The sequence below is a fragment of the Catenovulum sediminis genome (genome assembly GCF_007289895.1).
GTDB lineage: Bacteria > Pseudomonadota > Gammaproteobacteria > Enterobacterales > Alteromonadaceae > Catenovulum > Catenovulum sediminis.
Map to the genome: position 1 here is coordinate 2,303,358 of NZ_CP041660.1, position 24,774 is coordinate 2,328,131.

Genomic DNA, 24,774 nt, shown 5'->3' on the forward strand with positions numbered 1-24,774 from the left:
AAAGGAGTTTTCTGTGTTCATTAGAAAATGCAAATTGTTGCCTATTTTTATCTGTTCGTTCATTCTAACAGCCTGTTTAAATACCCCTGAAAAGATCCAAGAAACAGAAGTTAAAAATTTACCGGTGACAATCCAAAAAAGTGCTAAAGATGATAGAGATTACCGTTACCTCACTTTAGCTAATGGAATGCAGGTTATTTTGATTTCTGATGATAAAAGTAGTCAGGCAGTCGCTTCATTAGCTGTCGGAGTCGGCAGTTTTCAAAACCCACAGAGCCAACCCGGACTTGCGCATTTTGTTGAACATATGCTGTTTTTGGGTACAGAAAAATATCCAGAGCCTTCAGGTTTTTTTAAATTTGTTGAAACACGCGGCGGTTTTAGCAACGCCTATACGGCTACCGATCATACCAATTATTATTTTTCGGTGAACAAAGCGCACTTTGCTGAAGGTTTAGATAGATTTAGTGATTATTTTAAAAATCCAACTTTTGCCGCTGAGTACGTAGAAAAGGAACGAATCGCAGTTGATAACGAATGGACTAAAAATCGAGCTCATGATGGGCGAATATTGCAACGTGTGCGCGGTGCGACAGGTAATCCGGCACACCCTCTGAGTCGGATTAATGTTGGCAATTTGGAAACATTAAAAGATAAACCCGGCTCAAATTTACTGGATGAAAGTAAAGCATTTTTTCAGCAATATTACTCTGCTAATATTATGAATTTGGTACTTGCAGGCCCATGGTCATTAGATCAGTTAGAAACAATGGCTAAGCAACACTTTTCCAGTATTAAAAACAAAGCTATTCAAAAACCCCAAGTTCAGGTCGCCGGCCTGATGCCGCATCAAGTGAATCAACACATTTATTACCAGCCACAACAAGCAAAGCGCTTATTGTTGATTGAATTTTATATGCCAGATAATACAGATAGCTGGCGTACTAAAAGCAATGAATTTATCCGCAATCTACTAACCTCTGAAGAACCCGGTACTTTAGGGGAATATTTGCGCTTAGAAAATTTAGCGGTGTCTAGCACTGTGATGTTTTCACCGGATTACTATGGCAAAGATGGCTACGTTCAGTTTCAAATAGAATTGACCGAAGAAGGAAATGAGAGGGTTGATCAGATTGTTGCAGCGACTTTAGCGTATATTGATTTGGTAAAACGCCAAGGGATACAGGCTGCATATTACGATGAACTTAAAAGCATGGCAGCGGATCAATTCGCGAATCAGAATAATGGTAATTTGATTCGTTCAGCAACTCATCTCAGCTATTTATTGTTTGAATATCCACCCCAGCATGTATTAAATGCGCATGCAGTTTATGAAAAATTTGATCCTGAAAGCATTAAACAAACCTTAAGCTATTTGAATGTCGATAATATGCGATTGTGGCATATTCACCCACAGGCTGAAGTCGAGCAGGAGATTCCTCATTATTTGGGAAAATATGCGCATCAAGCAATTTCAACAAGTGAAAAAAATCGCTGGCTGGCTGCATCTAAAAAAATACAGCTAGCGCTACCCAAAGCCAACGAATTATTTAGCACTGAATCTGATTTAGGCATACAAAGCACCTATGATTCACCGCAGCTTATTTCAGATCAAAACGGCATTGAAGCTTGGTTGATGCACAGTCAAGCATTTCAGAATAACCAAGGCTGGTTAGATTTAATCATCAATACCGATAGCGGCGATCAAGATGCGCAATACAAGGTTGCGGCTCGTCTCTTCATTAATATGTTTGAAAAAAGTCTTATTGCTTGGAGAGATAAAGCGGGCAGAGCAGGGATAAGCATTGATATTCATCCGTATTGGGGGGGTAGTATTCGCTTTAAAATGCAGGGCAAAAGTGCTAAACATGCAGAGTTGAGCCGTCAATTATTGCAAGCTTTGGTGGACTTTGAAGCAAGCCCGCAAGAATTTGCACAAAGTATGCTTGAATATCAGGATAAACTTAAAAACCGCGCATTAGATACACCGGCTGAGCAGGCAAACACCTTGTTAACTCAATTATTGTTTCAAGCGTTTACTGATGATCAGTTGCTAGAAGCCAGTCGTTATGTGAGTTTAAAAATGGTAAATGCTTTTAAAGCAGAGTTGTTACAGCGTAATCGGGTGTTAATATTCGCTTACGGTGCATATACAGATGAGTCGGTCAGGCAAATCGCAGCAGACAGTAACAGTATATTACCAGATGTAAGGCAGCCTATCGCGCGCTATAAAAAAGATCTAATGCCAATTCACAAAGGTGAAATGCTTAGCTTTAAACAGAAAGTTGAACACTCAGATAGTGCTGTAATGGACGCATTTGTTTATCCGAAAAAAGACCTTAAAGTCGCTATTTTGTTAGAGATTTTAAATGCTCGTTTTCATAATGAATTTTTCCGTCAGCTTAGAACAGAGGAACAACTGGGCTATCAAGTTGGCAGCATGGCATTCGATTTTGATAACCAGCCTATTTTTTTATTGATGGCGCAAAGTAATAATTCAGATTATAAAAAGTTAAAAACGCGGTTTGACAAGTTCAGGCAGGATTTTGCATCGCAAATATCGATACTTTCGGCAGAAGATTTTGAGCAGACAAGAAAGAGCATACTGGCTCAATATCAACAAGATGCGAATAATATATACGAAGAAGCTCAGCCTTATTTTGCTGACTTTATGGATAATAAGTTAGATTTTGACAGCAAAGCTAAAAGCATTGAGATTCTTAAAAATGTCAAAGTTTCAGAGCTGCAGGCGTTATATCAAAACATGTTGCTGGGTCGTGACCATATGGAACTGCTCATTCAATTAAAAGGCAGTGGCCTAGTCAAGAAATCGTAACATGGCTATGTGGGTGTCAATGCTGAGCCGTTGGTGTTAACCAAAGCTCAGCATTATCTAGCTGCGTAGCAGACGGCAAGTTTGGGTTATGCAGTTTCAATATTTTTCGGTTTTGGATATTTGCCTGTTGAATATGCTGTTGGTTATATTTGTAGAATAACGCATCAAAAGAGCCATCAGATATAGCGGTATTAAAACCATTTTCTAATCTGGTTTTTAATGCCGAGTTAGCTCGGTTAATAAAAAAATAAAACGCTGCAGGGTAATGCAATAGCAGTGTTTTTTCGATGCTTAAATTATATTCAGTATGGCTTTTTAACTCATCGCCGATTTCAATGATCGACCTTGGGAAAAAATCAAATCGATTCTTTTCCAACATTTCGAACAACCCTTCGTAGCTTGAACTGCTGACAATTCTGAATCCATTCGCGGCTAGGATATCTGTATCCGGCCAGTCATGTCCTTGCCCTGCAATGTAGCGTCGTAATTCTGCTAATGTGTTTAGTTTGTCAAAGCGAGTTTGATTTTCAGACTTGATTAACAGCAAACGCCAACCAATAAGGCCTTTATACAGGGGTACTCTGATAGGTGTTAAATTAGTTTCACGTATTTCATTTGTCATACTCCAGACAACGTCAACCCCCACACCTAAGGCTAACATTTTAAGTGCTCGGTTTTGTGTCATTGCCACGCGGCTGGGTTGTAATTTAAATTCACTGTTGTTTTTACTCAGTACTAATTTCAACACTTCTAGCGGGTATACAATTCTTTGATCGAGTTCAGATAAAGGTTTTGGGTAAACCACTGTTATTGTTTCTTCACTAGCGCTAGCCATATGAATTGCAGCAAAGGTGAATAAAATAGCTAGAATGATGAATTTGATACTCGCTAGAGACTTAATCTTCATTGTGCCGCCATTTAGAAAATTCTTCTTCTAAGTAAAGCATAGTTTTATCAATTCAGTAATTTTAGATGCATACGTATGCATCTAAAATTTAGCTTACAAAGCAATAACCGCTGTTAGAATGTTAATAAAATACGTGTTTTATTAACAATAATCTGAAATTAAATAAGCGGAATTAAATGATATGAATCAGCCCAAGTTAACTTTTTGGCAAATTTGGAATGTCAGTTTTGGCTTTCTCGGTGTACAAATCGGTTTTGCTTTACAAAATGCCAATATAAGTCGGGTGTTATCCGATTTGGGCGCAAACCTTTATTCTTTGTCTTATATGTGGCTGCTTGCACCTATTATGGGGATTATCATTCAACCGTTAGTGGGGGCTTCTTCTGATAAAATTTGGACTAAGCTAGGACGCAGGGGACCCTTTATTTTAGCAGGGGCGCTCACTGCGACTATTGCAATGATCTTGATGCCACAGGCACCTGTTTTTGTCGCGTTTATTACCCCGATGATATTCGGCCTGATGATGTTAGCGATAATGGATGCCGCTTTTAATGTAGCGTTTCAACCTTTTCGTGCTCTAGTGTCAGATATGGTGCCCGAATCGCAAAGAAATCAGGGTTATGCTGTGCAGTCTTTGTTAATTAATATAGGCGCGGTTGTGGGGTCTATTTTGCCTTTTGTTTTAACTAATGTGTTGGCAATGAATAATCAGGCCAAGTTAGGTGAAGTGGCCGAAACGGTGGCTTGGTCCTTTTATTTGGGGGCTGCCATAATGATTGGCTCGGTGTTATGGACAATTATTAAAACTAAAGAATATGAACCTAAGTCGTATAATCAGTATAAAGGTTTAAATGAATCAGATAAGGCTAGCTTTTTTAAGTTGATCTTGTCTATGCCAAAAACTATGAAACAATTGGCCATCGTGCAGTTTTTTTCTTGGTTGCCTATGTTTTTAATGTGGGTCTATATATTTGCAGCGGTTACGCAAACTGCTTGGGGAATAGATCCGCAATGGTTTGATCCCGATTATATAAACTCAGTTGAGCAAGTACCCGCAGAGGTTATCGCGGCTAAAGGGGCTGCTGGCGATTGGATTGGTATTTTATATGCCATGATGTATATTTCTGCAGCCGTATTTTCGGCATTTATGAGTAAATTAGCACATCGATTTGGTCGAAAAATTGTTTATGCATTTGGTTTAGCTGCGGGTGGTATTGGTTTTCTAACTATGGGTATGTTTACCGATCCGCAAATCGTACACTTAAACCTCTATATCACTCAAGTATCTGTGCCTGCCGGCGCGGTTGGTTTGTTACTGCCGATGGCAGGCGTTGGTATTGCTTGGGCTGCATTGATCGCAATGCCTTATAGTATTTTGGCGGGTTCTTTGCCGGCCAATAAAACTGGCGTATATATGGGGATATTTAATTTTACCGTCGCGGGTCCGCAGATTATTTGTGGCTTTTTAGCAGGCCCGATGTTGTTATATGTTTTCGATAATCATGCCATTAGTATGATGTGGCTGGCGGGTATATCACTGGTATTAGGTGCAGCTTCGGTATTTTTTGTGCAGGATAAATTACAACCAGGCCAAGCGCAAAAACAACAAGATGTTGACGAAGCTAAAACTAAAACAGTCGCCGCAGAGCAGGGCATAGTCTAATCATTAAAACTTACGTTCATACTACAGTAAACGCTCGTCTATGCATTGCAAACAATGTTTGGCGAGCTTTTTTTTAATCTATTTATTGAAGTTTTATAAAAAAAACCAGCCCGTAGGCTGGTTTTATAAAAAGGCATGACTGCTTAAAAAGTTTATCGCTTTGGATTATTAAACTTCTAAGTAATCTAAAATACCTTCAGCAGCTTTACGACCTTCATCAATAGCCGTAACCACTAAATCTGCACCGCGCACCATATCGCCGCCAGCGAAGATTTTTTCATTGCTGGTTTGATATTTGTATTGATTATCAGCTGATGCAACAACCCGATCCCATTGATCCAGGTTGACACCGTATTCTGCTAACCAAGGAGCAGGGTTTGGTTGGAAACCGAATGCAATGATAACCGCGTCACACTCTACTACGTGCTCTGAACCGGGAACCTGCTCAGCGCGACGACGACCATTTGCATCAGGCTCGCCCATTTGAGTTTTTACAAATTCGATGCCGACGGTTTCACCTTGTTCATTTACCTTTATACCGGTTGGTTGAAGGTTGAAGACAAATTCGACACCTTCTTCGCGCGCGTTTTGTACTTCACGGCGTGAACCAGGCATATTGCTTTCGTCACGGCGGTAGGCACAGGTCACAGAGGCTGCTTCTTGACGAATTGAGGTTCGTACACAGTCCATCGCAGTATCACCACCACCTAATACAATCACACGTTTACCTTTCATGTCGATAAACTCTTCTGGTGATTTCTCTAAGCCGATTTGACGGTTTGTATTCGCAATTAAGAAGGGTAAAGCCTCGTATACGCCTTTGGCGTCTTCATTGGCAAAACCACCTTTCATGTACTTATAAGTACCCATGCCTAAGAAGACCGCATCATAGTTATCGATTAATTCTTGGAATTGAATATCTTTGCCTACTTCAGTGTTTAAGACAAATTCGATACCCATTTCTTCAAATATTTGGCGACGTAAGGTAATAACATCTTTTTCCAATTTAAATGCTGGAATACCGAATGTTAAAAGACCACCAATTTCTGGGTATTTGTCGTAAACAACCGGAGTGACACCATTTCTAATCAGTACATCAGCTGCGGCTAAGCCCGCTGGGCCGGCACCTACAATTGCAACTTTTTTGTCTGTTTTAACAACATCAGACAAATCAGGTCGCCAGCCTTGTTTAAAGGCTGTATCTGTAATGTATTTTTCAATAGAACCTATGGTTACCGCGCCAAACTCGTCATTTAGTGTACAGGAGCCTTCACATAGTCGGTCTTGTGGACAGACGCGTCCACAAACCTCAGGTAAACTATTGGTTTTGTGAGATAACTCTGCTGCTTCCCAGATACGGCCCTGATTGGCTAAGTCTAACCATTGTGGAATATAGTTATGAACCGGACATTTCCATTCACAATACGGGTTACCACAATCTAAACAACGATCAGCCTGACCTTCGACCTGAGATCCACTCATTGGTTCGTATATTTCAACAAACTCGATTTTACGTGTATCGATCGGCTTTTTGGGCGGATCAATACGTTCGACATCCATAAATTGATATACGTTTTTGCTCATCACTATCTCCTTACTTGATCTCAACTCTTAGCTCATCAGATGAACGACTGATGTGACCAAGTAAGTTATTTACATCATTAGCTTTAGGTTTAACCAACTTGAATTTAGACAAGTAAGCATTGAAGTTTATTAATATATCTTCGGCGCGCTCACTGCCTGTTTCTTCAAAGTGTTGGTTAATTAACCCACGTAGGTGCTCAACTAAAATTGATTTATCTTCAAAGCTGGTTGCTTCAATTAATTCATTGTTTAGTTTACCGGCTAAGTCATTGTTTTCGTCTAGTAGGTAAGCGAAACCACCTGTCATACCAGCACCGAAGTTTACACCCACTGTGCCCAATACAACCATGATACCGCCCGTCATGTATTCACAACCGTTATCACCTGTACCTTCAACTACCGCAGTGGCACCAGAGTTACGAACACCAAAACGTTCACCTGCACGGCCTGCCGCAAATAATTTACCGCCTGTTGCACCGTATAAACAAGTGTTACCAATGATTGAGCTTTCGTGAGACTTGTAGCTAACACCTTTTGGTGAACGTACAACAAGTTTACCACCTGCCATACCTTTACCGACATAGTCGTTTGCATCGCCGGTTAAGATCATATTCAGACCGCCGGCATTCCAAACACCAAAACTTTGACCTACTGTACCTGTTAAGTTAATGGTAATCGGTGCTGACTGCATGCCTGAGTTACCATGGTGTTTTGCAATTTCGCCACTTAGCAATGCACCCACAGAACGATCTGTGTTACGAACAGAATAACGATATATGCCACCCGATTTACTTGCGACTGCATTTTTAGCATCCGCTAGCATACGTAAGTTTAATTCACCCTCATCAAACGGCGGGTTTTTCTCTTGTGTGCAGAATCGCTCTGTTGCAGCCGATGGTACATTATTCAACAATACGCCAGACAAATCTAATCGCTGTTGCTTAACAGTTTCACCATCAATTAATTCTAACAAGTCGGTACGGCCTACCAAGTCTTGGAATTTACGGATACCTAATTGAGCCATAATTTCACGAACTTCTTGTGCGACAAACTTGAAGTAGTTTTCACACATTTCCGGTAAACCGTGGAAGTTGTTTTTACGTAATTTTTCGTCTTGAGTCGCCACACCCGTAGCACAGTTGTTAAGGTGACAAATACGCAGGTATTTACAACCTAATACAATCATAGGGCCCGTACCAAAACCAAAACTTTCTGCGCCTAATAATGCGGCTTTAACCACGTCTAAACCTGTTTTTAAACCGCCATCTGTTTGTAAACGAACTTTATGGCGCAGGTTGTTTTCGACCAAGGCTTGTTGTGTTTCTGCAACACCAAGTTCCCAAGGTGAACCGGCATATTTAACCGAGGTTAATGGGCTTGCGGCTGTACCACCATCATAACCTGAAACGGTGATTAAATCAGCATACGCCTTAGCAACACCTGTCGCTATGGTACCAACGCCCGGTTCAGATACTAACTTAACTGAAATTAAAGCGGTTGGGTTGACTTGTTTTAAGTCAAAAATCAACTGCGCTAAATCTTCAATTGAATATATATCGTGATGTGGAGGTGGTGAAATCAAAGTAACACCCGGTACAGAGAAACGTAGTGTTGCAATGTACGGATTCACTTTATCACCTGGTAATTGTCCACCTTCACCCGGTTTTGCACCTTGTGCAACTTTAATTTGGATGATATTTGCGTTTACTAAGTAGTGTGGTGTAACACCAAAACGACCAGACGCAACCTGCTTAATTTTCGAGTTACGTTCTGTACCAAAGCGTTTTGGATCTTCACCACCCTCACCAGAGTTAGAATTACCGCCTAAACGGTTCATCGCTATTGCTAAAGCTTCATGTGCTTCTGGACTTAACGCACCGATTGACATAGCTGCAGTATCAAAACGCGGAAACAAGTTCTCAGGCGCTTCTACTTCGCTGATATCAATTGCTTCTTGGCCTTTAACTTTTAACAAGTCACGGATACAAGCCACAGGACGTTTGTTAACTAAGTCAGCAAAAACTTGATAATCGTCATACTTACCTGAGCGAACTGCCGTTTGTAAGGTGGTCACAACATCCGGATTGTAAGTGTGGTATTCCTCACCATGTACAAACTTTAACAAGCCACCATGCGTCATCTTTTTACGCGGTAACCAAGCAACTCGTGCTAGATTCATGATGTCTTGTTGGAAGTCTTCAAAGGTAGCACCTTCTATACGACTGGTAACGCCACGGAAGCATGATTCCATTACTTCTTGATTAATACCGACAGCCTCAAACAATTGTGAGCAGCGGTAACTTGCAATCGTTGAGATACCCATTTTCGACATAATTTTAAACAAGCCTTTGCCAATACCTTTACGGTAATTTGCAATCGCTGTTCTGGCATCTAACTTTAATGCTTTTTGATCAACAAGCTGTTCAATTGTTTCATATGCTAAGAACGGATAAACCGCTGTCGCACCTAAGCCGATTAACACTGCAAAGTGGTGTGGATCGCGAGCGGATGCTGTTTCAACAATAATGTTGCTGTCACAACGAAGTTGTTCATCGAGTAATGTTTGTTGCAATGCGCCAACTGCCATGGCGGCTGGAACAGGTAAGAAACCTTTGGCTATATCTCTGTCTGATAAAATCAGAATTACACTATTTCGTTCTCTTACTGCAGTAACGGCTTCTGCTGTGATGCGTTTAACCGCACTTGCCAAATCTTCTTTTTGCGGATCGAAGTTTAAGCTAAATGTTTCAGCTGCATAGTGCTTGTTATCAAGCGACTTAAGCTGGACTAAGTCTGTGTACATGAGTACAGGTGATTCAAACAAGATACGGTTTGCGTGGCTTGTTGTTTCACAAAAGACGTTTTGCTCTCGACCAATACAGGTTTGCAAACTCATAACGTGATTCTCACGCAATGGGTCTATAGGTGGGTTAGTGACCTGTGCAAACATTTGTCTGAAGTAATCGTATAAAGTTCTATTTTTACGGGACAATACAGCCATAGGCGTATCATCACCCATAGAACCAACAGCTTCTTGTCCGTTAATAGACAAAACCTTGATCACTTGATCAATCTCTTCAAAGCTGTAGTTAAACTGTTTGTGATAAACCGCTAATTTTTGATCGTCATAATCGCGTTTACCCATCAATGCCGGTTCACATTGATCAAATGGTGTTAAATGGCGAACGTTTTCGTCTAACCATTTACGGTATGGATGACGATCTTTTAGATCTTGATCAATTTCGTTGGTGCGCCACAACTGACCTGTTTTGGTATCAACAGCTAACATTTCACCCGGACCGACACGTCCTTTTTCGATCACTTCATCTGGTGAATAATCCCAAATACCAACTTCAGAAGCTAACGTGATGAATCGGTTCGTCGTAATAACATAACGCGCAGGACGTAGGCCATTTCTGTCTAGGTTACACGCAACATGGCGACCATTCGTTAATACGATACCCGCAGGCCCATCCCAGGGTTCCATGTGCATTGAGTTGAATTCATAAAAAGATTTTAACTCTGAAGACATCTCAGGATTTTTTTGCCAAGCAGGTGGCACTAATAATCGCATTGCTCGGAATAAATCTAAACCGCCTGCTAACAATAGTTCTAGCATATTGTCTAAGGACGATGAGTCTGAGCCCTCTGTATTTACATAAGGAGCGGCATCTGTCATGTCAGGCAAAATAGGCGAAGAAAACTTACTGGTACGTGCCAGTGCCCATTGACGGTTTGCTTTAATCGTGTTGATTTCACCATTGTGCGCGAGGAAACGGAAAGGTTGTGCCAGTTTCCAGCGTGGTAAGGTGTTTGTTGAGAATCTCTGGTGGAAAACACAGATTGCTGATTGCATGCGCAAATCGGCTAGGTCTTGGTAAAATGCTGGCAAATCAGCCGGCATAACCAACCCTTTATACACTGTGACTAAACCAGATAAGGTTGCAATGTAAAATTCGCTATCATCAACAATTCGTTTTTCGATGCGGCGACGCGCAACATATAAACGACGCTCTAAGTCTACGTCTTTCCAACCACTTGGTGCGTTACAAAAAACTTGCTCAAAACGTGGTAACTGAGAAGCCGCAATTTCACCTAGAATCTCGTTGTTCGTTGGCATCACTCGCCAACCGACAACGGTTAAGGTTTCGCGCTCTAATTCTTCTTCGATGACTTGTCGTGCAAAAGCTGCTTTTTCGTCATCTTGGTTAAGGAATACTGTTCCTACACCGTAATTTGCGGCAAGCTTCCAATTGTTTTCGTCTGCAATTGCTCTAAAGAAGGTATCTGGTTTTTGCATTAACAAACCACAACCATCACCCGTTTTACCGTCGGCGGCAATACCACCACGGTGTTTCATTCGATCTAACGCACCAATCGCTGTGCGAACCAATTTGTGGCTCGCTTCGCCATCCATATGCGCGATCAGGCCAAATCCACAGTTATCTTTTGCTTGGCTAGCGTCATATAGTTTCATCAAAACCTCCGAGGCCCACGGTCTTTCCGCTGACTATACCAAAGCGCATATACCGCGATGATAGCTTAGGCTCAACCATGTATTTTCATTCAGTAAAATTTTCGACAGAACCTAATACAATAACTATTTATTGTAAAAAGATCAATCTGAGCGATGCACAATAGCTGTGCTGCAGCATAAGGTTTATGCTGCCATTTTTAATAAAAACGCCTTTAAAATCGGCTAATTGTTGTTATCTTGTGGCTAAATGGCTTGTAATAGGTGGTTTGTTTTAAGCTCAATTAAATAAATATTTGGTGAATTTTAATTCATTTTGAATGAATAAACATTCACTTTCGGAAATATTTATCTAGTAAGCTCGATAACCGCCTGTAACTCCTTTTGTTGCCACGCTAACAGCATCATGAGCATGCAATGATTCATAGTGGTTGACTCTTATCCAAAAATCAGAATAGCCGCTCACCAAGTTTAATGCATGTTTCAATCTTCGCCCTGCGTCTTCACAGAACATTAGGTTTTGTCCGTTTAAACGTGCAAATTCTTGCTCATCTTCACGTTTAACGGCTGCTTGAACAGGTGTCTGTAATGCATTTTCCACTAAATCAACTAAATCAGCAATTGGAAAACTCGTTACATCATCACTTAGTTTAACTTTTACTTCGGCAACGCTACGCTGGCTATGTGGTGTTGCTACAATGCCTTCTGTTGTTCCTAACCATTGTTTTACCTGGTTTGTGTCAACATTGCTATCGGCACCAAATTTTTCGCTAAAGGCTTTCTGGATCAATTGTCTGGCAAGCGCTGCAGAGCATGGACAAGTAGAGGAATAGGGCACATCTACTTTCATCTCTGTTTCTACTTTACCATCAAGGTAAACACCTGTAATCGTGATAGGGTAGGCTTTCCAACCTTGTTTACCGCTGACCAAAGAGCGCCTGCGCATATGGTAATCAAAATTAAACTTTACGAATGCTTTGTCGCTTAACTCCTCGTGACTTGCGATAAAGTCATGCAAGAGTTGATTTAAACTTTCTTTCGTCAGACTACCTTCTGTTGAAAGTTGATCCAATAAAAGATACAAGCGAGACATATGAATTCCTTTTGCTTGCGCCTGTATTAAATTAACAAAAGCTTCTACTTTCGCGCTAACTGCTCGCTCGGTTTCACCTTTCGCTGCAATCATAATAGGCACTTCAATTTCACTCATACCAACCCAGTCCAAAACACCTTCGTGTTGGGCTGAAGTTTGGTTTGCAATGTCAGGCATAGACGTTGGCATTCATACTCCAGATTGATCGTTTAAAGCTACGCTGTTCAAAAAGGGCGCACTTTATACCACAAATTTAGCATTTTGGCTGTGGCTTTTTTAAATATTGGTGGAATTTCAGTATATCACTGCTCTATTTCGCACATAAACCCAGTATTCTTAAGGCTTTCTTAACTAGACTGCAGGATTATTGCTATCTTGTATTCTTTTGTGTGCAGTTTAAAGATCAGTCTGACGTATGTTTTTGTGTTTACGGCTCATCTAAGCGACTTATTCAGCCGCTGTGATTTGTTGTAATTGAACAAAGTCGGTATCGCCTTTGATGACCTTGAGTATTCCATCTTGCGCTAAAGTGCGCATGCCATCGTTGACGCATTGTTTTTTCATTTCTGGCACTGACGCTTCTTTATATACCAGTTGGCGCAGTGCAGGGGTCATTTTTAATAATTCATGGATCCCAGTTCTGCCTTTATAGCCACTATTTCCGCACACATCACACCCCTTAGCTTTATAGAGCGTGAGGTTGTTGTTTTCTATTGCCAGTTCATCGAAGTATTCTTCACCATATTGACGGCGTATAAAATCTATTTCTACTTCGCTGGCGGTATAAGGCTCTTTGCAGTTTTTACACAAGGTCCTAATTAATCGTTGTGCTAAGATCCCTAAACAGGCGTCTGAAAAATTAACTGGATCCAAACCCAGATCTAGCAATCGAGTGATGGTTTCTGGTGCTGAGTTGGTGTGTAGTGTTGATAACACTAAGTGTCCTGTCAATGAGGCCTCAACGCCCGCGTGAGCGGTTTCTCGGTCACGCATTTCACCGATTAAAATAATGTCAGGATCAGCCCTTAAAAACGCTCTGAGTGCTGTTTTAAAGTCGAATCCAATTTTATTGTTCATTTGCACTTGCTGTAAACCAGGTTGGGTGATTTCAACCGGATCTTCAGCGGTCCATATTTTTTTATCTGGGGTATTCAGCTTACCTAAAACAGCGTGCAGTGTGGTGGTTTTACCCGAACCTGTCGGGCCGACAACCAATAAAATGCCATGCGGGTGTTGAATCAATCCGCTTAACATATCAAAATTACGCTTTGATAAGTTAAGTGCGGTAAAAGGTAACGCTCCGCCGGAGGCCAATATCCGCATAACAACGCCTTCACCAAATACGGTGGGAATGGTAGCAACCCTAACTTCAACTAAATTGCCACCAATCTTAACGGCAAACTTTCCGTCTTGCGGCAGTCTTTTCTCTGCAATGTCCAAGCGTGCTAATATTTTAATTCTTGCGATAGTTGCCGCGTGGTGAGAATGTGGGATTTGAATAATTTCCTGACAGACCCCATCTACACGCATGCGCACTTTTGTCGGTGCTTTACCTTTGTTTGGGTCAATATGAATATCAGAAGCGTCGAGGCGTTTACCATCTTGAAGGACCCGATTGACCAAACGGACAACGGCAGGCGCTTCTTCATTTAAAGCGTCTTCTTCAGAAAATTCATTGGTATCGTCGTCGTCTTCTATTTCATCGAGAATCTCTCCTAACTCACCTACATTACTGTCATGTGCACTGGAGCCGCCAATGAGCTTAAGTATATCGTCAGGTAACGCTACGCAAAGTTCGTAATTGTGTAATCCTGTTGCGCTTTCTATTTCTAATAATAGTGAAGCATTCGTTGGATGAGCCATGACCACGATGGCTTCCATACTTGGGTTTGCAAGAATCACGATTAGATTCTTTCTTTTATATTGTATGTTCAGCTGTTTGTTTGTTGGATGCTCTTGTAAGGGTGTATTGGCATCAATATAGTTAACTTGATAATACACTTGTAAAGACATCCCAATATCAGATACGGGGATTTGTGCATCCTCATGGAGTCTGCGTATTAGGTCTGAATATTCTTTAGCTTGCTCTTCTAATAATTCGAGTTTTTCACGGGTAATAAGTTGTTGATAGACTAGATATTCAAATGGTGTTTTAGTCCCACCCAGCTCATATCTAAACTTTTGCCCAATAAATGTAGCGAGTTCACTGGCTTTTTCTTGATCAACCGTTTCGAAGCAAGGTTTATCCGAACTATTTATTAATTGAAAAACACCCAACAATACATCGTTAGCAAGAATCGGAACCACTAACATATTGCGTGTTTTAAAGTGTGTTTGCTTGTCGAAGCGCGCTGCGAATTTAAGTTTTGGATGGATCTTTGATAATGAAGCTGAATCGTATGGATCTTTAATAATTAAACTTTGCTTAGTAAAAGCGACATAACCTGCAATCGACTGGGGACCTATTGGCACCCGAATATCCTTGATTTCATTGCCAGATTTATAGCGAGAAACAATATCGTAACTGTTTTTCTGTCTTTGATAGACTGTCATACGTTCGCATCTGAAAAGTTTGAGTATTTCGCCTTCTAATTTGGGTAAAACATCCGTGAAATGCGAGCTTTGATGGATTTCTCGTAATAACTTGGTTAAATTTTGATAAAATAAATCGTTGCTCATACGCAAGACCATAAACATGGATAATCGGGGAATACTTTAAGCCTAATGCATTGCTAACAAACAGTAAATAAATCAAACAGAAACAAGCTACATTCTTTATCGATACCATCACTTGATAAATAAATAGTCAATTGAAGTTGCAATTAACCTAAATATTCGTATAATTCGCCCCCACCGTTAATAGGTAATCCACATAATAATGCGGACTATCCTGATGAAGCGGACATTCATGTCATCCTAAGTGGATATGCGTGAATGTAGATACAACGAACCCAATTGTGGTTCAACAATACATCGAACTCTCCCTCACCGGAAAACTGTGTGGCGGGCGGAGTTTATTTATTTCGTTCTTTATTACTGGAGCTTGGTCAATGCCAAATCAAAGAATTCGCATTCGATTAAAAGCATTTGATCATCGTCTGATTGACCAATCAACGATGGAAATTGTTGAAACAGCTAAGCGTACCGGCGCACAAGTGCGTGGTCCTATTCCTTTGCCAACACGCAAAGAGAAATTCACTGTTTTGATCTCACCTCACGTTAACAAAGATGCGCGTGATCAGTACGAACTACGTACTCACAAGCGTATGCTAGACATTGTTGAGCCAACTGATAAAACAGTTGATGCATTGATGAGATTGGATTTGGCTGCAGGCGTTGATGTTCAAATCAGCCTTGGCTAACAAGCAATTTGAAAGTTAAGAGGTTCTAAACATGGCTATTGGTTTAGTCGGACGTAAAGTAGGTATGACTCGCATCTTCACTGAAGATGGAGTATCAATACCTGTTACTGTCATCGAGGTAGAAGCCAACCGTGTCACTCAGGTTAAAACTGTCGATACTGACGGTTACCGTGCACTTCAGGTTACCACTGGCGCGAAGAAAGCAAGTCGCGTTAACAAGCCACAAGCAGGTCACTTTGCTAAAGCAAATGTTGAAGCTGGTCGTGGTTTATGGGAATTCCGTTTAACAGACGGTGAAGGCGAGGGCATCGAAGTTGGTTCAGAGATCAAAGTAGACATTTTCTCTGAAGTTAAAAAAGTAGACGTAACTGGCACTTCTAAAGGTAAAGGTTTCGCGGGCGCAATCAAACGTTGGAATTTCCATCGTCAAGATATGACCCATGGTAACTCACTTTCTCACCGTGCTCCGGGTTCAATTGGTCAAAACCAATCACCTGGTAAAGTATTCAAAGGTAAGAAAATGGCCGGTCACATGGGTGCTGAGCGTGTAACGACTCAAAACCTAGAAATCGTACGTGTTGACGCAGAGCGTAACTTATTGTTGATCAAGGGTGCAGTCCCGGGTGCAACAAACGGTAACGTTATCGTTAAACCAGCGGTAAAGGCTTAGTCTAGAGGAGACAGATGATGGAATTAGCATTAAAAGACGCATCTGGCGCGCTTGAAGTTTCTGAAGCGACCTTTGGACGTGACTTTAACGAAGCTTTGGTGCATCAAGTTGTGGTTGCGTATGCAGCAGCAGCTCGTCAAGGTTCGCGTAAACAAAAAACACGTGCGGAAGTAACTGGTAGTACGAAAAAGCCATTTCGCCAAAAAGGTACAGGCCGAGCGCGTGCCGGTACTGTAAAAAGTCCAATCTGGCGTTCAGGTGGTGTAACTTTCGCAGCGCGTCCACAGGACCACAGCCAGAAAGTTAACAAGAAAATGTACCGCGGTGCAATCCGTAGCATTTTATCTGAACTCGTTCGTCAAGAGCGTTTAGTTGTGGTTGAACAGTTCAATGTTGAATCACCAAAAACTAAAGCTTTGGTTGCTAAGTTAAACGAATTAGAACTAAACGACGTTTTAATCGTAGCAGACGAAATTGATGAGAACTTGTTCTTAGCGGCTCGTAACTTGGTTAAAGTTGACGTTCGTGATACTCACGGCATCGACCCAGTTAGTTTGATCGCATTTGAAAAAGTATTAATCACTGCTGCAGCGGTTAAAAAGCTTGAGGAGGCGTTAGCATGATCAGTCAAGAACGTTGTCTAAAAGTTATTTTAGGTCCGCACATCTCTGAAAAAGCAACAGTTACTGCTGAAACACAAAATACTATTGTATTCCGTGTTATTAAAGATGCTACTAAAGCAGAAGTTAAAGCAGCTGTTGAATCTTTGTTCGACGATGTAAAAGTAGAAAGCGTACGTACAGTAAACGTGAAAGGTAAAACTAAGCGTTTTGGTGCACGTTTTGGTCGCCGCAGCGATTGGAAAAAAGCGTATGTCAAACTTGCCGAAGGCAGTGAGTTAGACTTCATTGGCGGCGCTGAGTAACTAGGAGGATATGAAAAATGGCTATAGTTAAGTGTAAGCCTACGTCTCCGGGTCGTCGCCATGTAGTTAAAGTGGTTAACCCAGAGTTGCACAAAGGTGCACCATACGCTCCTTTGCTAGAAAAGAAATCAAAGTCTGGTGGTCGTAACAACAAAGGTCGTATTACGGTACGTCACGTTGGTGGCGGTCACAAGCATCATTATCGTGTTATCGATTTTAAACGTAACAAAGACGGTATCCCAGCAAAAGTAGAGCGTTTGGAATATGATCCAAACCGTAGTGCAAACATTGCACTTGTACTTTATGCAGATGGTGAGCGTCGTTACATTTTAGCTCCTAAAGGTGTTACAGCTGGTGATGCAATTGCTTCTGGTGTTGATGCACCAATCAAAGCAGGTAACACATTACCGATGCGTAATATCCCAGTAGGTACTACGGTTCACGCGATTGAATTAAAACCAGGTAAAGGTGCTCAATTAGCACGTTCGGCTGGTGCATACGCGCAAATCGTAGCACGTGATGGTGCTTATGTAACATTACGTTTGCGTTCTGGTGAAATGCGTAAAGTATTATCTGATTGCCGCGCCTCAATTGGTGAAGTCGGTAACTCAGAGCATATGTTACGTCAATTGGGTAAAGCTGGTGCTAAGCGCTGGCGTGGTGTGCGACCTACAGTTCGTGGTGTTGCAATGAACCCGGTTGATCACCCACATGGTGGTGGTGAAGGTCGTACTTCTGGCGGTCGTCATCCTGTATCACCTTGGGGTACACCAACTAAAGGTTACAAAACACGTAAAAACAAGCGTACTGATAAATATATCGTACGTCATCGTTCTAAATAATTTGTGAGGAAACACCATGCCACGTTCTCTCAAGAAAGGTCCATTTATTGACCTACACTTGTTGAAGAAGGTTGAAACAGCGGTGGAAAGCGGGAACAAAAAACCGATTAAAACCTGGTCTCGTCGCTCAATGATCATACCTGATATGATTGGATTGACCATCGCTGTCCATAATGGCCGTCAACACGTTCCAGTATTTGTAACTGATGAAATGATCGGTCACAAATTGGGTGAATTTGCACCAACTCGTACTTATCGCGGTCATGCTGCTGATAAAAAAGCGAAGAAGAAGTAAGGGGTGAATGATGCAAGTTTTAGCTAAACACAAATTTGCCCGCCTTTCTCCGCAGAAAGGTCGCTTGGTTGCTGACCAAGTGCGTGGTTTGCCAGTAAGTGCAGCATTAGAAATCTTAGCTTTCAGCCCTAAAAAAGGCGCAGATTTAGTTAAGAAAGTCTTAATGTCAGCAATTGCGAATGCAGAGCACAACGAAGGTGCAGATATCGACGAATTATCAGTGGCCAAAATCTTCGTAGATGAAGGTCCGGTAATGAAACGTATTCGTCCTCGTGCGAAAGGCCGTGCTGATCGCATTATCAAGCGTACCAGCCATATCACTGTGGTTGTTTCAGATAGCCAGGAGAATAAGTAATGGGTCAGAAAGTACATCCTACCGGTATTCGCCTTGGTATCACTAAACCATGGAGTGCTACTTGGTACGCCGGTTCTCAAGAATTTGCAAGCACGTTAAATAGCGACATTCAAGTACGTAAGTACTTAACTGAAGAATTGAAAAAAGCTTCAGTTTCTCGCATCGTTATTGAACGTCCAGCAAAAAGTATCCGTGTGACAATTCATACTGCACGTCCGGGTATTGTTATTGGTAAAAAAGGCGAAGACGTTGAAAAGTTACGTCTTAAAGTTGCTCAGCTAGCTGGCGTACCTGCACAGATTAATATCAGTGAAGTTCGTAAGCCTGAGTTAGACGCACAACTAGTTGGTGAAGGTATTGCTAGCCAGTTAGAACGTCGTGTTATGTTCCGTCGTGCTATGAAGCGTGCGGTACAAAACGCTATGCGTCTAGGTGCCAAAGGTATCAAAGTTGAAGTTAGCGGCCGTTTAGGTGGTGCTGAAATTGCACGCTCTGAGTGGTATCGTGAAGGTCGTGTTCCATTGCATACATTACGTGCTGATATCGACTACGCAACTGCTGAAGCTTTAACAACTTACGGTATCATTGGTATTAAGGTCTGGATCTTTAAAGGCGAAGTTTTAGGTGGTTTACCACTGACTAACCAAGTCGAAGAACCAAAGAAAAACGACCGTAAGCCAAAGGGCAAAAGTCGTAAGCCGCAAGGAGACCGTTAATGTTACAGCCAAAAAGAACCAAGTTTCGCAAGCAGTTTAAATTGCGTAACCGCGGTGTTGCAACCAGCGGTAACAAAGTAAGCTTCGGTAGCTTTGGCTTAAAAGCAACTGAACGTGGTCGTATGACTGCTCGTCAGATTGAAGCTGCTCGTCGTGCTATGACACGTCACGTCAAGCGTCAAGGTAAAATCTGGATCCGTGTGTTCCCAGATAAGCCTATTACTAAAAAGCCGCTTGAAGTTCGTATGGGTAAAGGTAAAGGTAGCGTTGAATATTGGGTATGCCAAATTCAGCCAGGTCGTGTTTTATACGAAATGGAAGGTGTGCCTGAGTCTTTGGCACGCGAAGCCTTTGCACTAGCAGCTGCTAAGTTACCATTTAAAACAACCTTTGTAACTCGGACGGTAATGTAATGAACGCGAACGAATTAAAAGATAAATCAGTTGAAGAATTGAAAGCTGAATTGTTAGATTTGTTGCGTGAGCAATTTAATTTGCGCATGCAAAAAAATACAGGTCAACTTTCTCAAACTCACTTACTGAAGCAAGTTCGTCGCAATATTGCACGTGTAAAAACTGTGTTAAATAGCAAGGCAGGTGCGTAATGAGCGAATCTAATATCCGTACGCTTCAAGGGCGTGTAATTAGCGATAAGATGGACAAATCTATCACTGTAGCGATTGAGCGTTTTGTAAAACACCCAATCTACGGTAAGTTTATCCGTCGTACGACTAAAATTCACGCACATGATGAGTCGAATTCTTGCAGTCAAGGTGATGTAGTAACTATTCGCGAATGTAAACCACTTTCTAAGACTAAGTCTTGGACTTTGGTTGAAATCGTAGAAAAAGCTTAATACAGGCATATTGCTGTAATTCTTAAAAATGATCGGTGCCAATTTTGGTTCCGGTCATTTTTTGTCTATGAAAATAAAAAACTTGTGGTATAATGCCGCGCCCTTGAGGCAGCCAGGCCTGTAATGGGTGTTTTTTTAAGTAAAGCGGAGCACGAAATGATCCAAATGCAAACAATGCTAGACGTCGCTGATAACAGCGGTGCTCGTAGCGTTCAATGTATCAAGGTTCTCGGTGGTTCGCACCGCCGCTATGCAAGTGTAGGCGACATCATTAAAGTTACTGTAAAGGAAGCAAGTCCTCGCGGTAAAGTTAAGAAAGGTGACGTTTATAATGCGGTGGTCGTTCGCACCAGAAAAGGCGTACGTCGTCCTGACGGTTCTTTGATCCGTTTTGATGGTAATGCAGCAGTTCTTTTGAACACACAGCATGCGCCAATCGGTACTCGTATCTTTGGTCCAGTAACGCGTGAACTACGTACAGAAAAGTTCATGAAAATCGTTTCTCTGGCGCCAGAGGTTCTATAAGGAGCTTATTATGGCAGCAAAGATTCGTAGTAATGACCAAGTCATAGTCATCGCCGGTAAAGATAAAGGGAAAACTGGTACAGTTACCCAAGTTCTTACGAGTGAAGACAAAGTTGTTGTTGAAGGTATTAACGTAGTCAAAAAAGCAGTTCGTCCAAATCCTCAAACTGGGGAACAAGGCGGTTTGCAAGACAAAGAAATGCCTCTTCATGTTTCTAATGTTGCGATCCTTAACCCAGCAACGGGTAAAGCTGATCGTGTAGGTTTTCGTGTAGAAGATGAGAAGAAAGTTCGTTTCTTCAAGTCTAATAACGAATTAATCTAATTTTTGTTTGGAGTGTAACGATGGCGAAACTGCATGATTTATACAAAGATACAGTTGTTGCTGAATTGACCAAACAGTTCGGTTACAAAAGTATCATGCAAGTCCCTCGGATCGAAAAGATTACCCTGAATATGGGTGTCGGCGAAGCGATTGCAGACAAGAAAGCTTTAGAGTTCGCGGTAAGCGACTTGACAGCTATCTCAGGCCAAAAGCCATTAGTTTGTAATGCTCGTAAGTCTGTAGCAGGCTTTAAAATCCGTGAAGGTTATCCTATTGGTTGTAAAGTAACTCTACGTGGCGAGCGTATGTGGGAATTCTTAGAGCGTTTGATTTCCATTGCTATCCCACGTATCCGTGACTTCCGCGGCTTAAGCTCTAAGCTTGATGGTCGTGGTAATTATAGCATGGGTGTACGCGAGCAAATTATCTTCCCAGAGATCGACTACGATAAAGTCGATAAGGTGCGTGGTATGGATATTACTATCACTACTAGCGCAGGTTCTGACGAGGAAGGTCGTGCGTTGCTGGCTGCCTTTAACTTCCCGTTTAAGAAATAGGTGTAGAGTTATGGCTAAACAATCAATGAAAGCGCGCGAAGCAAAGCGTGCCAAATTAGTCGAGAAGTATTCAGAAAAACGTGCAGCTTTAAAAGCTACTATCAGTGATGTGAATGTTTCTGAAGAAGATCGTTGGGCAGCAGTATTGCAATTGCAATCGTTACCACGTGATTCAAGTCGTTCACGTCAGCGTAATCGCTGTAACGTAACTGGTCGTCCGCATGGTTATTTACGTAAATTCGGTATGAGCCGAATTAAAGTGCGTGAAGCGTGCATGCGTGGTGAAATCCCTGGACTAAGAAAAGCAAGCTGGTAAGCGGCTACAGACTGGAGTAACGAATTATGAGCATGCAAGATCCAATCGCGGATATGTTCACCCGCATTCGTAATGGTCAGGCTGCACGTAAAGTGGCTGTGACCATGCCTTCATCAAAACTTAAAGCTTCAATCGCTGAAGTTTTGAAAGCTGAAGGTTATATTGAAAATTATGCCGTGACTGGTGACGTCAAGAAAGAACTTGAAGTCACATTGAAGTACTTCAATGGCAAAGAAGTTATCGAGTCAATTTCTCGAGTGAGTCGTCCTGGTCTTCGTATTTATAAGAAGGCAAATGAATTACCTAGAGTTATGGGTGGTTTAGGTGTGGCAATCGTCTCTACTTCTAAAGGCATCATGTCAGATCGTGCAGCGCGTAAAGCGGGCATGGGTGGCGAAGTCATCGGTTACGTAGCGTAAGGAGCGTAAAAATGTCTCGTGTAGGTAAGTCTCCTATCGCTATTCCTGCAGGCGTTGAAGTAAGTATTGCAGGACAGGAAGTAACAGTTAAAGGTACAAATGGTCAATTGACTATCACTGTAAACGATGCTGTTGAACTGGTAAAAGAAGATAATGTATTGCGCACTCTACCTCGTGAAGGTGTAGATGGTGCTGCAGCTCAAACGGGCACGGCACGTGCCAACTTAAACAACTTGATTGTTGGTGTAAGTAAAGGTTTTGAGCGTAAGTTGCAATTAATCGGTGTAGGTTATCGTGCTGCGGCTAAAGGCAATACTTTAAATCTAACTTTAGGTTTTTCTCATCCAATCGATTTTGAAGTTCCAGCTGGAATTACAATCGAAACCCCTAGCCAAACTGAAGTTTTGGTTAAAGGTGCTGATAAGCAATTGGTTGGTCAGGTTGCAGCTAAAATCCGCGCTTATCGTCCACCAGAGCCTTATAAAGGTAAAGGTGTTCGTTATGCTGATGAAGTTGTACTTCGTAAAGAAGCTAAGAAAAAGTAAGGTAATACGATGGATAAGAAAGCATCTCGTCTACGTAGAGCAGTACGCTCACGTGCAAAAATTAGAGAGTTGGGTGCAAATCGACTGGTCGTTCACCGTACTCCACGCCACATTTACGCGCAATTAATCGCGCCAAATGGTGGTGAGGTTCTGGCTTCTGCTTCGACAGTAGAAAAGACCATTCGCGAAAGCATCAAATACACCGGCAACGTTGAAGCCGCAAAAGCAATCGGTAAAGCAATTGCAGAACGTGCAATTGAAAAGGGCGTAACTAAAGTTGCGTTTGACCGTAGTGGTTTTCAATATCATGGACGCGTTCAAGCTTTGGCTGACGCAGCTCGTGAAGCTGGTCTTCAATTCTAGGGGTAGATAATGGCTAATAACGCAGAAGTTAAAAACAACCCTGAGTTGTCTGAAAAACTCATTGCTGTTAACCGCGTATCTAAAGTGGTTAAAGGTGGTCGTATCTTCAGCTTTACAGCATTGACTGTAGTTGGTGATGGTAACGGTCGCGTTGGCTTTGGTTATGGTAAAGCGCGTGAAGTTCCTGCTGCTATTCAAAAAGCAATGGAACAAGCACGTCGTAGCATGGTAAATGTTGACTTAAAAGGCCAGACATTACAGCACCCAATTAAGGGTCGTCATTCTGGTTCAAAAGTATACATGCAGCCTGCATCTGAAGGTACGGGTATCATCGCTGGTGGTGCAATGCGTGCAGTGTTAGAAGTAGCTGGCGTACATAACGTACTTTCAAAGTGCTATGGCTCAACTAATCCAATTAACGTAGTTCGCGCTACAATCAACGCATTAGCAGATATGAAGTCACCTCAAACGGTGGCGGCTAAGCGTGGTTTGAGCGTTGAAGAAATTCTGGGGTAAACATCATGGCTGGTAAAACTGTTAAAGTGACTCAAGTCAAAAGTTCTATCGGACGTTTACCTAAGCATAAAGCAACACTACGTGGTTTAGGTTTGCGTAAAATTAATCATACTGTAGAGCTAGAGGATACTCCTGCTGTTCGTGGTATGATCAATCAAGTTTCATATATGGTTAAGGTGGAGGGTTAATTTATGTATTTAAATACGCTTAGTCCTGCTCCTGGTTCAAAACCAAGCAAAAAACGTTTGGGTCGTGGTATCGGTTCTGGTTTAGGTAAAACAGGTGGCCGTGGTCACAAAGGTCAGAAATCACGTTCAGGTGGTTCTGTTAAGCCAGGATTCGAAGGCGGTCAAATGCCAATCCAACGTCGTTTACCGAAGTTCGGTTTTACGTCACGCAAATCTTTCGTTTCAGATCAAGTAACTTTGACTGAAATTGCTAAAGTTGAAGGTGATGTAGTAGAACTGGCTTCATTAAAAGCGGCTGGTTTGGTGAAGAAGCATATTGAGGCAGTGAAAGTTGTTAAATCTGGCGAAGTATCTCGTGCATTGACACTTAAAGGTGTTGGTGTAACTAAAGGTGCTCGCGAAGCTATCGAAGCTGCCGGTGGTAAAATCGAGGAATAATTGAT

General features: G+C 41.8%; 28 protein-coding genes. 23 read left to right on the forward strand and 5 right to left on the reverse strand.

Features of this window, described 5'->3' with window-relative positions; translation table 11 throughout:
* The first annotated feature begins 13 nt into the window (after positions 1–13).
* A complete protein-coding gene (locus FNT16_RS09475; protein WP_143871358.1) occupies positions 14–2,836 on the forward strand; it encodes an insulinase family protein in 2,823 nt (940 codons plus the stop codon).
* A 16-nt stretch (positions 2,837–2,852) separates the two neighbouring features.
* On the opposite strand, the gene FNT16_RS09480 is transcribed toward FNT16_RS09475, so the two are convergent.
* Positions 2,853–3,743, reverse strand: coding sequence for an amino acid ABC transporter substrate-binding protein (locus FNT16_RS09480; protein WP_143871359.1), 891 nt, complete (start codon positions 3,741–3,743; stop codon positions 2,853–2,855).
* A 181-nt stretch (positions 3,744–3,924) separates the two neighbouring features.
* Here FNT16_RS09480 and FNT16_RS09485 point away from each other — a divergent pair, with 181 nt between their 5' ends.
* Positions 3,925–5,406 carry an MFS transporter gene (locus FNT16_RS09485; RefSeq protein ID WP_143871360.1) on the forward strand — a complete coding sequence of 494 codons (1,482 nt, stop codon included), beginning with the start codon at positions 3,925–3,927 and terminating at the stop codon, positions 5,404–5,406.
* A gap of 168 nt (positions 5,407–5,574) precedes the next feature.
* Here FNT16_RS09485 and FNT16_RS09490 read toward each other — a convergent pair whose 3' ends face one another.
* From FNT16_RS09490 to FNT16_RS09505, 4 genes are all read right to left on the reverse strand, one after another.
* Positions 5,575–6,990 (reverse strand): FAD-dependent oxidoreductase, encoded by a 1,416-nt coding sequence (locus FNT16_RS09490; RefSeq protein WP_143871361.1) that lies wholly within the window; start codon positions 6,988–6,990, stop codon positions 5,575–5,577.
* A 10-nt stretch (positions 6,991–7,000) separates the two neighbouring features.
* Entirely contained in the window at positions 7,001–11,467 is a 4,467-nt protein-coding gene (gene gltB, locus FNT16_RS09495) for a glutamate synthase large subunit (protein WP_143871362.1), read from the reverse strand.
* 349 nt (positions 11,468–11,816) lie between these two features.
* Positions 11,817–12,746 carry a GTP cyclohydrolase FolE2 gene (gene folE2 / locus FNT16_RS09500; RefSeq protein ID WP_143871363.1) on the reverse strand — a complete coding sequence of 310 codons (930 nt, stop codon included), beginning with the start codon at positions 12,744–12,746 and terminating at the stop codon, positions 11,817–11,819.
* Positions 12,747–13,004: 258 nt separating this feature from the next.
* Positions 13,005–15,236 carry a GspE/PulE family protein gene (locus tag FNT16_RS09505; protein WP_143871364.1) on the reverse strand — a complete coding sequence of 744 codons (2,232 nt, stop codon included), beginning with the start codon at positions 15,234–15,236 and terminating at the stop codon, positions 13,005–13,007.
* Positions 15,237–15,607: 371 nt separating this feature from the next.
* On the opposite strand from FNT16_RS09505, the gene rpsJ reads away from it, so the two are divergent.
* The 21 genes from rpsJ to rplO all read left to right on the forward strand — a co-directional run bounded on the left by rpsJ (position 15,608) and on the right by rplO (position 24,769).
* Positions 15,608–15,919, forward strand: a complete 312-nt coding sequence (gene rpsJ, locus FNT16_RS09510; protein WP_017446409.1) for a 30S ribosomal protein S10 — start codon at positions 15,608–15,610, stop codon at positions 15,917–15,919.
* Between the two features lie 31 nt (positions 15,920–15,950).
* On the forward strand, positions 15,951–16,589 hold the full coding sequence (rplC, locus tag FNT16_RS09515) for a 50S ribosomal protein L3 (RefSeq protein ID WP_143871365.1): 639 nt from the start codon (positions 15,951–15,953) through the stop codon (positions 16,587–16,589).
* Between the two features lie 17 nt (positions 16,590–16,606).
* Positions 16,607–17,212: a 50S ribosomal protein L4 gene (rplD, locus tag FNT16_RS09520; protein ID WP_143872937.1), complete on the forward strand. Its 606-nt coding sequence runs from the start codon at positions 16,607–16,609 to the stop codon at positions 17,210–17,212.
* A complete protein-coding gene (gene rplW, locus FNT16_RS09525; RefSeq protein ID WP_143871366.1) occupies positions 17,209–17,514 on the forward strand; it encodes a 50S ribosomal protein L23 in 306 nt (101 codons plus the stop codon). The genes rplD and rplW overlap by 4 nt, the downstream gene beginning before the upstream one ends.
* A 17-nt stretch (positions 17,515–17,531) precedes the next feature.
* Complete coding sequence (rplB, locus tag FNT16_RS09530; RefSeq protein ID WP_143871367.1) at positions 17,532–18,356, forward strand: 50S ribosomal protein L2; 825 nt, start codon at positions 17,532–17,534, stop codon at positions 18,354–18,356.
* A gap of 16 nt (positions 18,357–18,372) precedes the next feature.
* The gene (rpsS, locus tag FNT16_RS09535; protein WP_016955071.1) at positions 18,373–18,651 is read left to right on the forward strand and encodes a 30S ribosomal protein S19; all 279 of its coding nucleotides are present in this window, start codon (positions 18,373–18,375) and stop codon (positions 18,649–18,651) included.
* Positions 18,652–18,661: 10 nt separating this feature from the next.
* Positions 18,662–19,006, forward strand: coding sequence for a 50S ribosomal protein L22 (gene rplV / locus FNT16_RS09540; protein WP_143872938.1), 345 nt, complete (start codon positions 18,662–18,664; stop codon positions 19,004–19,006).
* Positions 19,006–19,722: a 30S ribosomal protein S3 gene (gene rpsC, locus FNT16_RS09545; RefSeq protein WP_143871368.1), complete on the forward strand. Its 717-nt coding sequence runs from the start codon at positions 19,006–19,008 to the stop codon at positions 19,720–19,722. The genes rplV and rpsC overlap by 1 nt, the downstream gene beginning before the upstream one ends.
* On the forward strand, positions 19,722–20,135 hold the full coding sequence (gene rplP, locus FNT16_RS09550; RefSeq protein ID WP_143871369.1) for a 50S ribosomal protein L16: 414 nt from the start codon (positions 19,722–19,724) through the stop codon (positions 20,133–20,135). Before rpsC ends, rplP begins: the two co-directional genes overlap by 1 nt.
* Positions 20,135–20,326 (forward strand): 50S ribosomal protein L29, encoded by a 192-nt coding sequence (gene rpmC, locus FNT16_RS09555; protein ID WP_143871370.1) that lies wholly within the window; start codon positions 20,135–20,137, stop codon positions 20,324–20,326. Before rplP ends, rpmC begins: the two co-directional genes overlap by 1 nt.
* A complete protein-coding gene (rpsQ, locus tag FNT16_RS09560) occupies positions 20,326–20,577 on the forward strand; it encodes a 30S ribosomal protein S17 (RefSeq protein ID WP_143871371.1) in 252 nt (83 codons plus the stop codon). Before rpmC ends, rpsQ begins: the two co-directional genes overlap by 1 nt.
* Positions 20,578–20,733: 156 nt before the next feature.
* Entirely contained in the window at positions 20,734–21,102 is a 369-nt protein-coding gene (rplN, locus tag FNT16_RS09565; protein ID WP_143871372.1) for a 50S ribosomal protein L14, read from the forward strand.
* Positions 21,103–21,112: 10 nt separating this feature from the next.
* Positions 21,113–21,427 carry a 50S ribosomal protein L24 gene (gene rplX / locus FNT16_RS09570; protein ID WP_143871373.1) on the forward strand — a complete coding sequence of 105 codons (315 nt, stop codon included), beginning with the start codon at positions 21,113–21,115 and terminating at the stop codon, positions 21,425–21,427.
* Positions 21,428–21,447: 20 nt separating this feature from the next.
* Positions 21,448–21,984, forward strand: a complete 537-nt coding sequence (gene rplE / locus FNT16_RS09575) for a 50S ribosomal protein L5 (RefSeq protein ID WP_143871374.1) — start codon at positions 21,448–21,450, stop codon at positions 21,982–21,984.
* A gap of 10 nt (positions 21,985–21,994) precedes the next feature.
* The gene (gene rpsN, locus FNT16_RS09580; protein ID WP_143871375.1) at positions 21,995–22,300 is read left to right on the forward strand and encodes a 30S ribosomal protein S14; all 306 of its coding nucleotides are present in this window, start codon (positions 21,995–21,997) and stop codon (positions 22,298–22,300) included.
* 26 nt (positions 22,301–22,326) lie between these two features.
* Entirely contained in the window at positions 22,327–22,719 is a 393-nt protein-coding gene (gene rpsH, locus FNT16_RS09585) for a 30S ribosomal protein S8 (RefSeq protein ID WP_143871376.1), read from the forward strand.
* 11 nt (positions 22,720–22,730) lie between these two features.
* Positions 22,731–23,264 (forward strand): 50S ribosomal protein L6, encoded by a 534-nt coding sequence (gene rplF, locus FNT16_RS09590; protein WP_143871377.1) that lies wholly within the window; start codon positions 22,731–22,733, stop codon positions 23,262–23,264.
* 9 nt (positions 23,265–23,273) lie between these two features.
* Positions 23,274–23,627 (forward strand): 50S ribosomal protein L18, encoded by a 354-nt coding sequence (gene rplR / locus FNT16_RS09595; RefSeq protein WP_143871378.1) that lies wholly within the window; start codon positions 23,274–23,276, stop codon positions 23,625–23,627.
* A 9-nt stretch (positions 23,628–23,636) separates the two neighbouring features.
* Entirely contained in the window at positions 23,637–24,143 is a 507-nt protein-coding gene (gene rpsE, locus FNT16_RS09600; RefSeq protein WP_143871379.1) for a 30S ribosomal protein S5, read from the forward strand.
* A gap of 5 nt (positions 24,144–24,148) precedes the next feature.
* Positions 24,149–24,331: a 50S ribosomal protein L30 gene (gene rpmD / locus FNT16_RS09605; RefSeq protein WP_143871380.1), complete on the forward strand. Its 183-nt coding sequence runs from the start codon at positions 24,149–24,151 to the stop codon at positions 24,329–24,331.
* A gap of 3 nt (positions 24,332–24,334) precedes the next feature.
* Positions 24,335–24,769 carry a 50S ribosomal protein L15 gene (gene rplO, locus FNT16_RS09610; RefSeq protein WP_143871381.1) on the forward strand — a complete coding sequence of 145 codons (435 nt, stop codon included), beginning with the start codon at positions 24,335–24,337 and terminating at the stop codon, positions 24,767–24,769.
* The last annotated feature ends 5 nt before the right edge of the window (positions 24,770–24,774 follow it).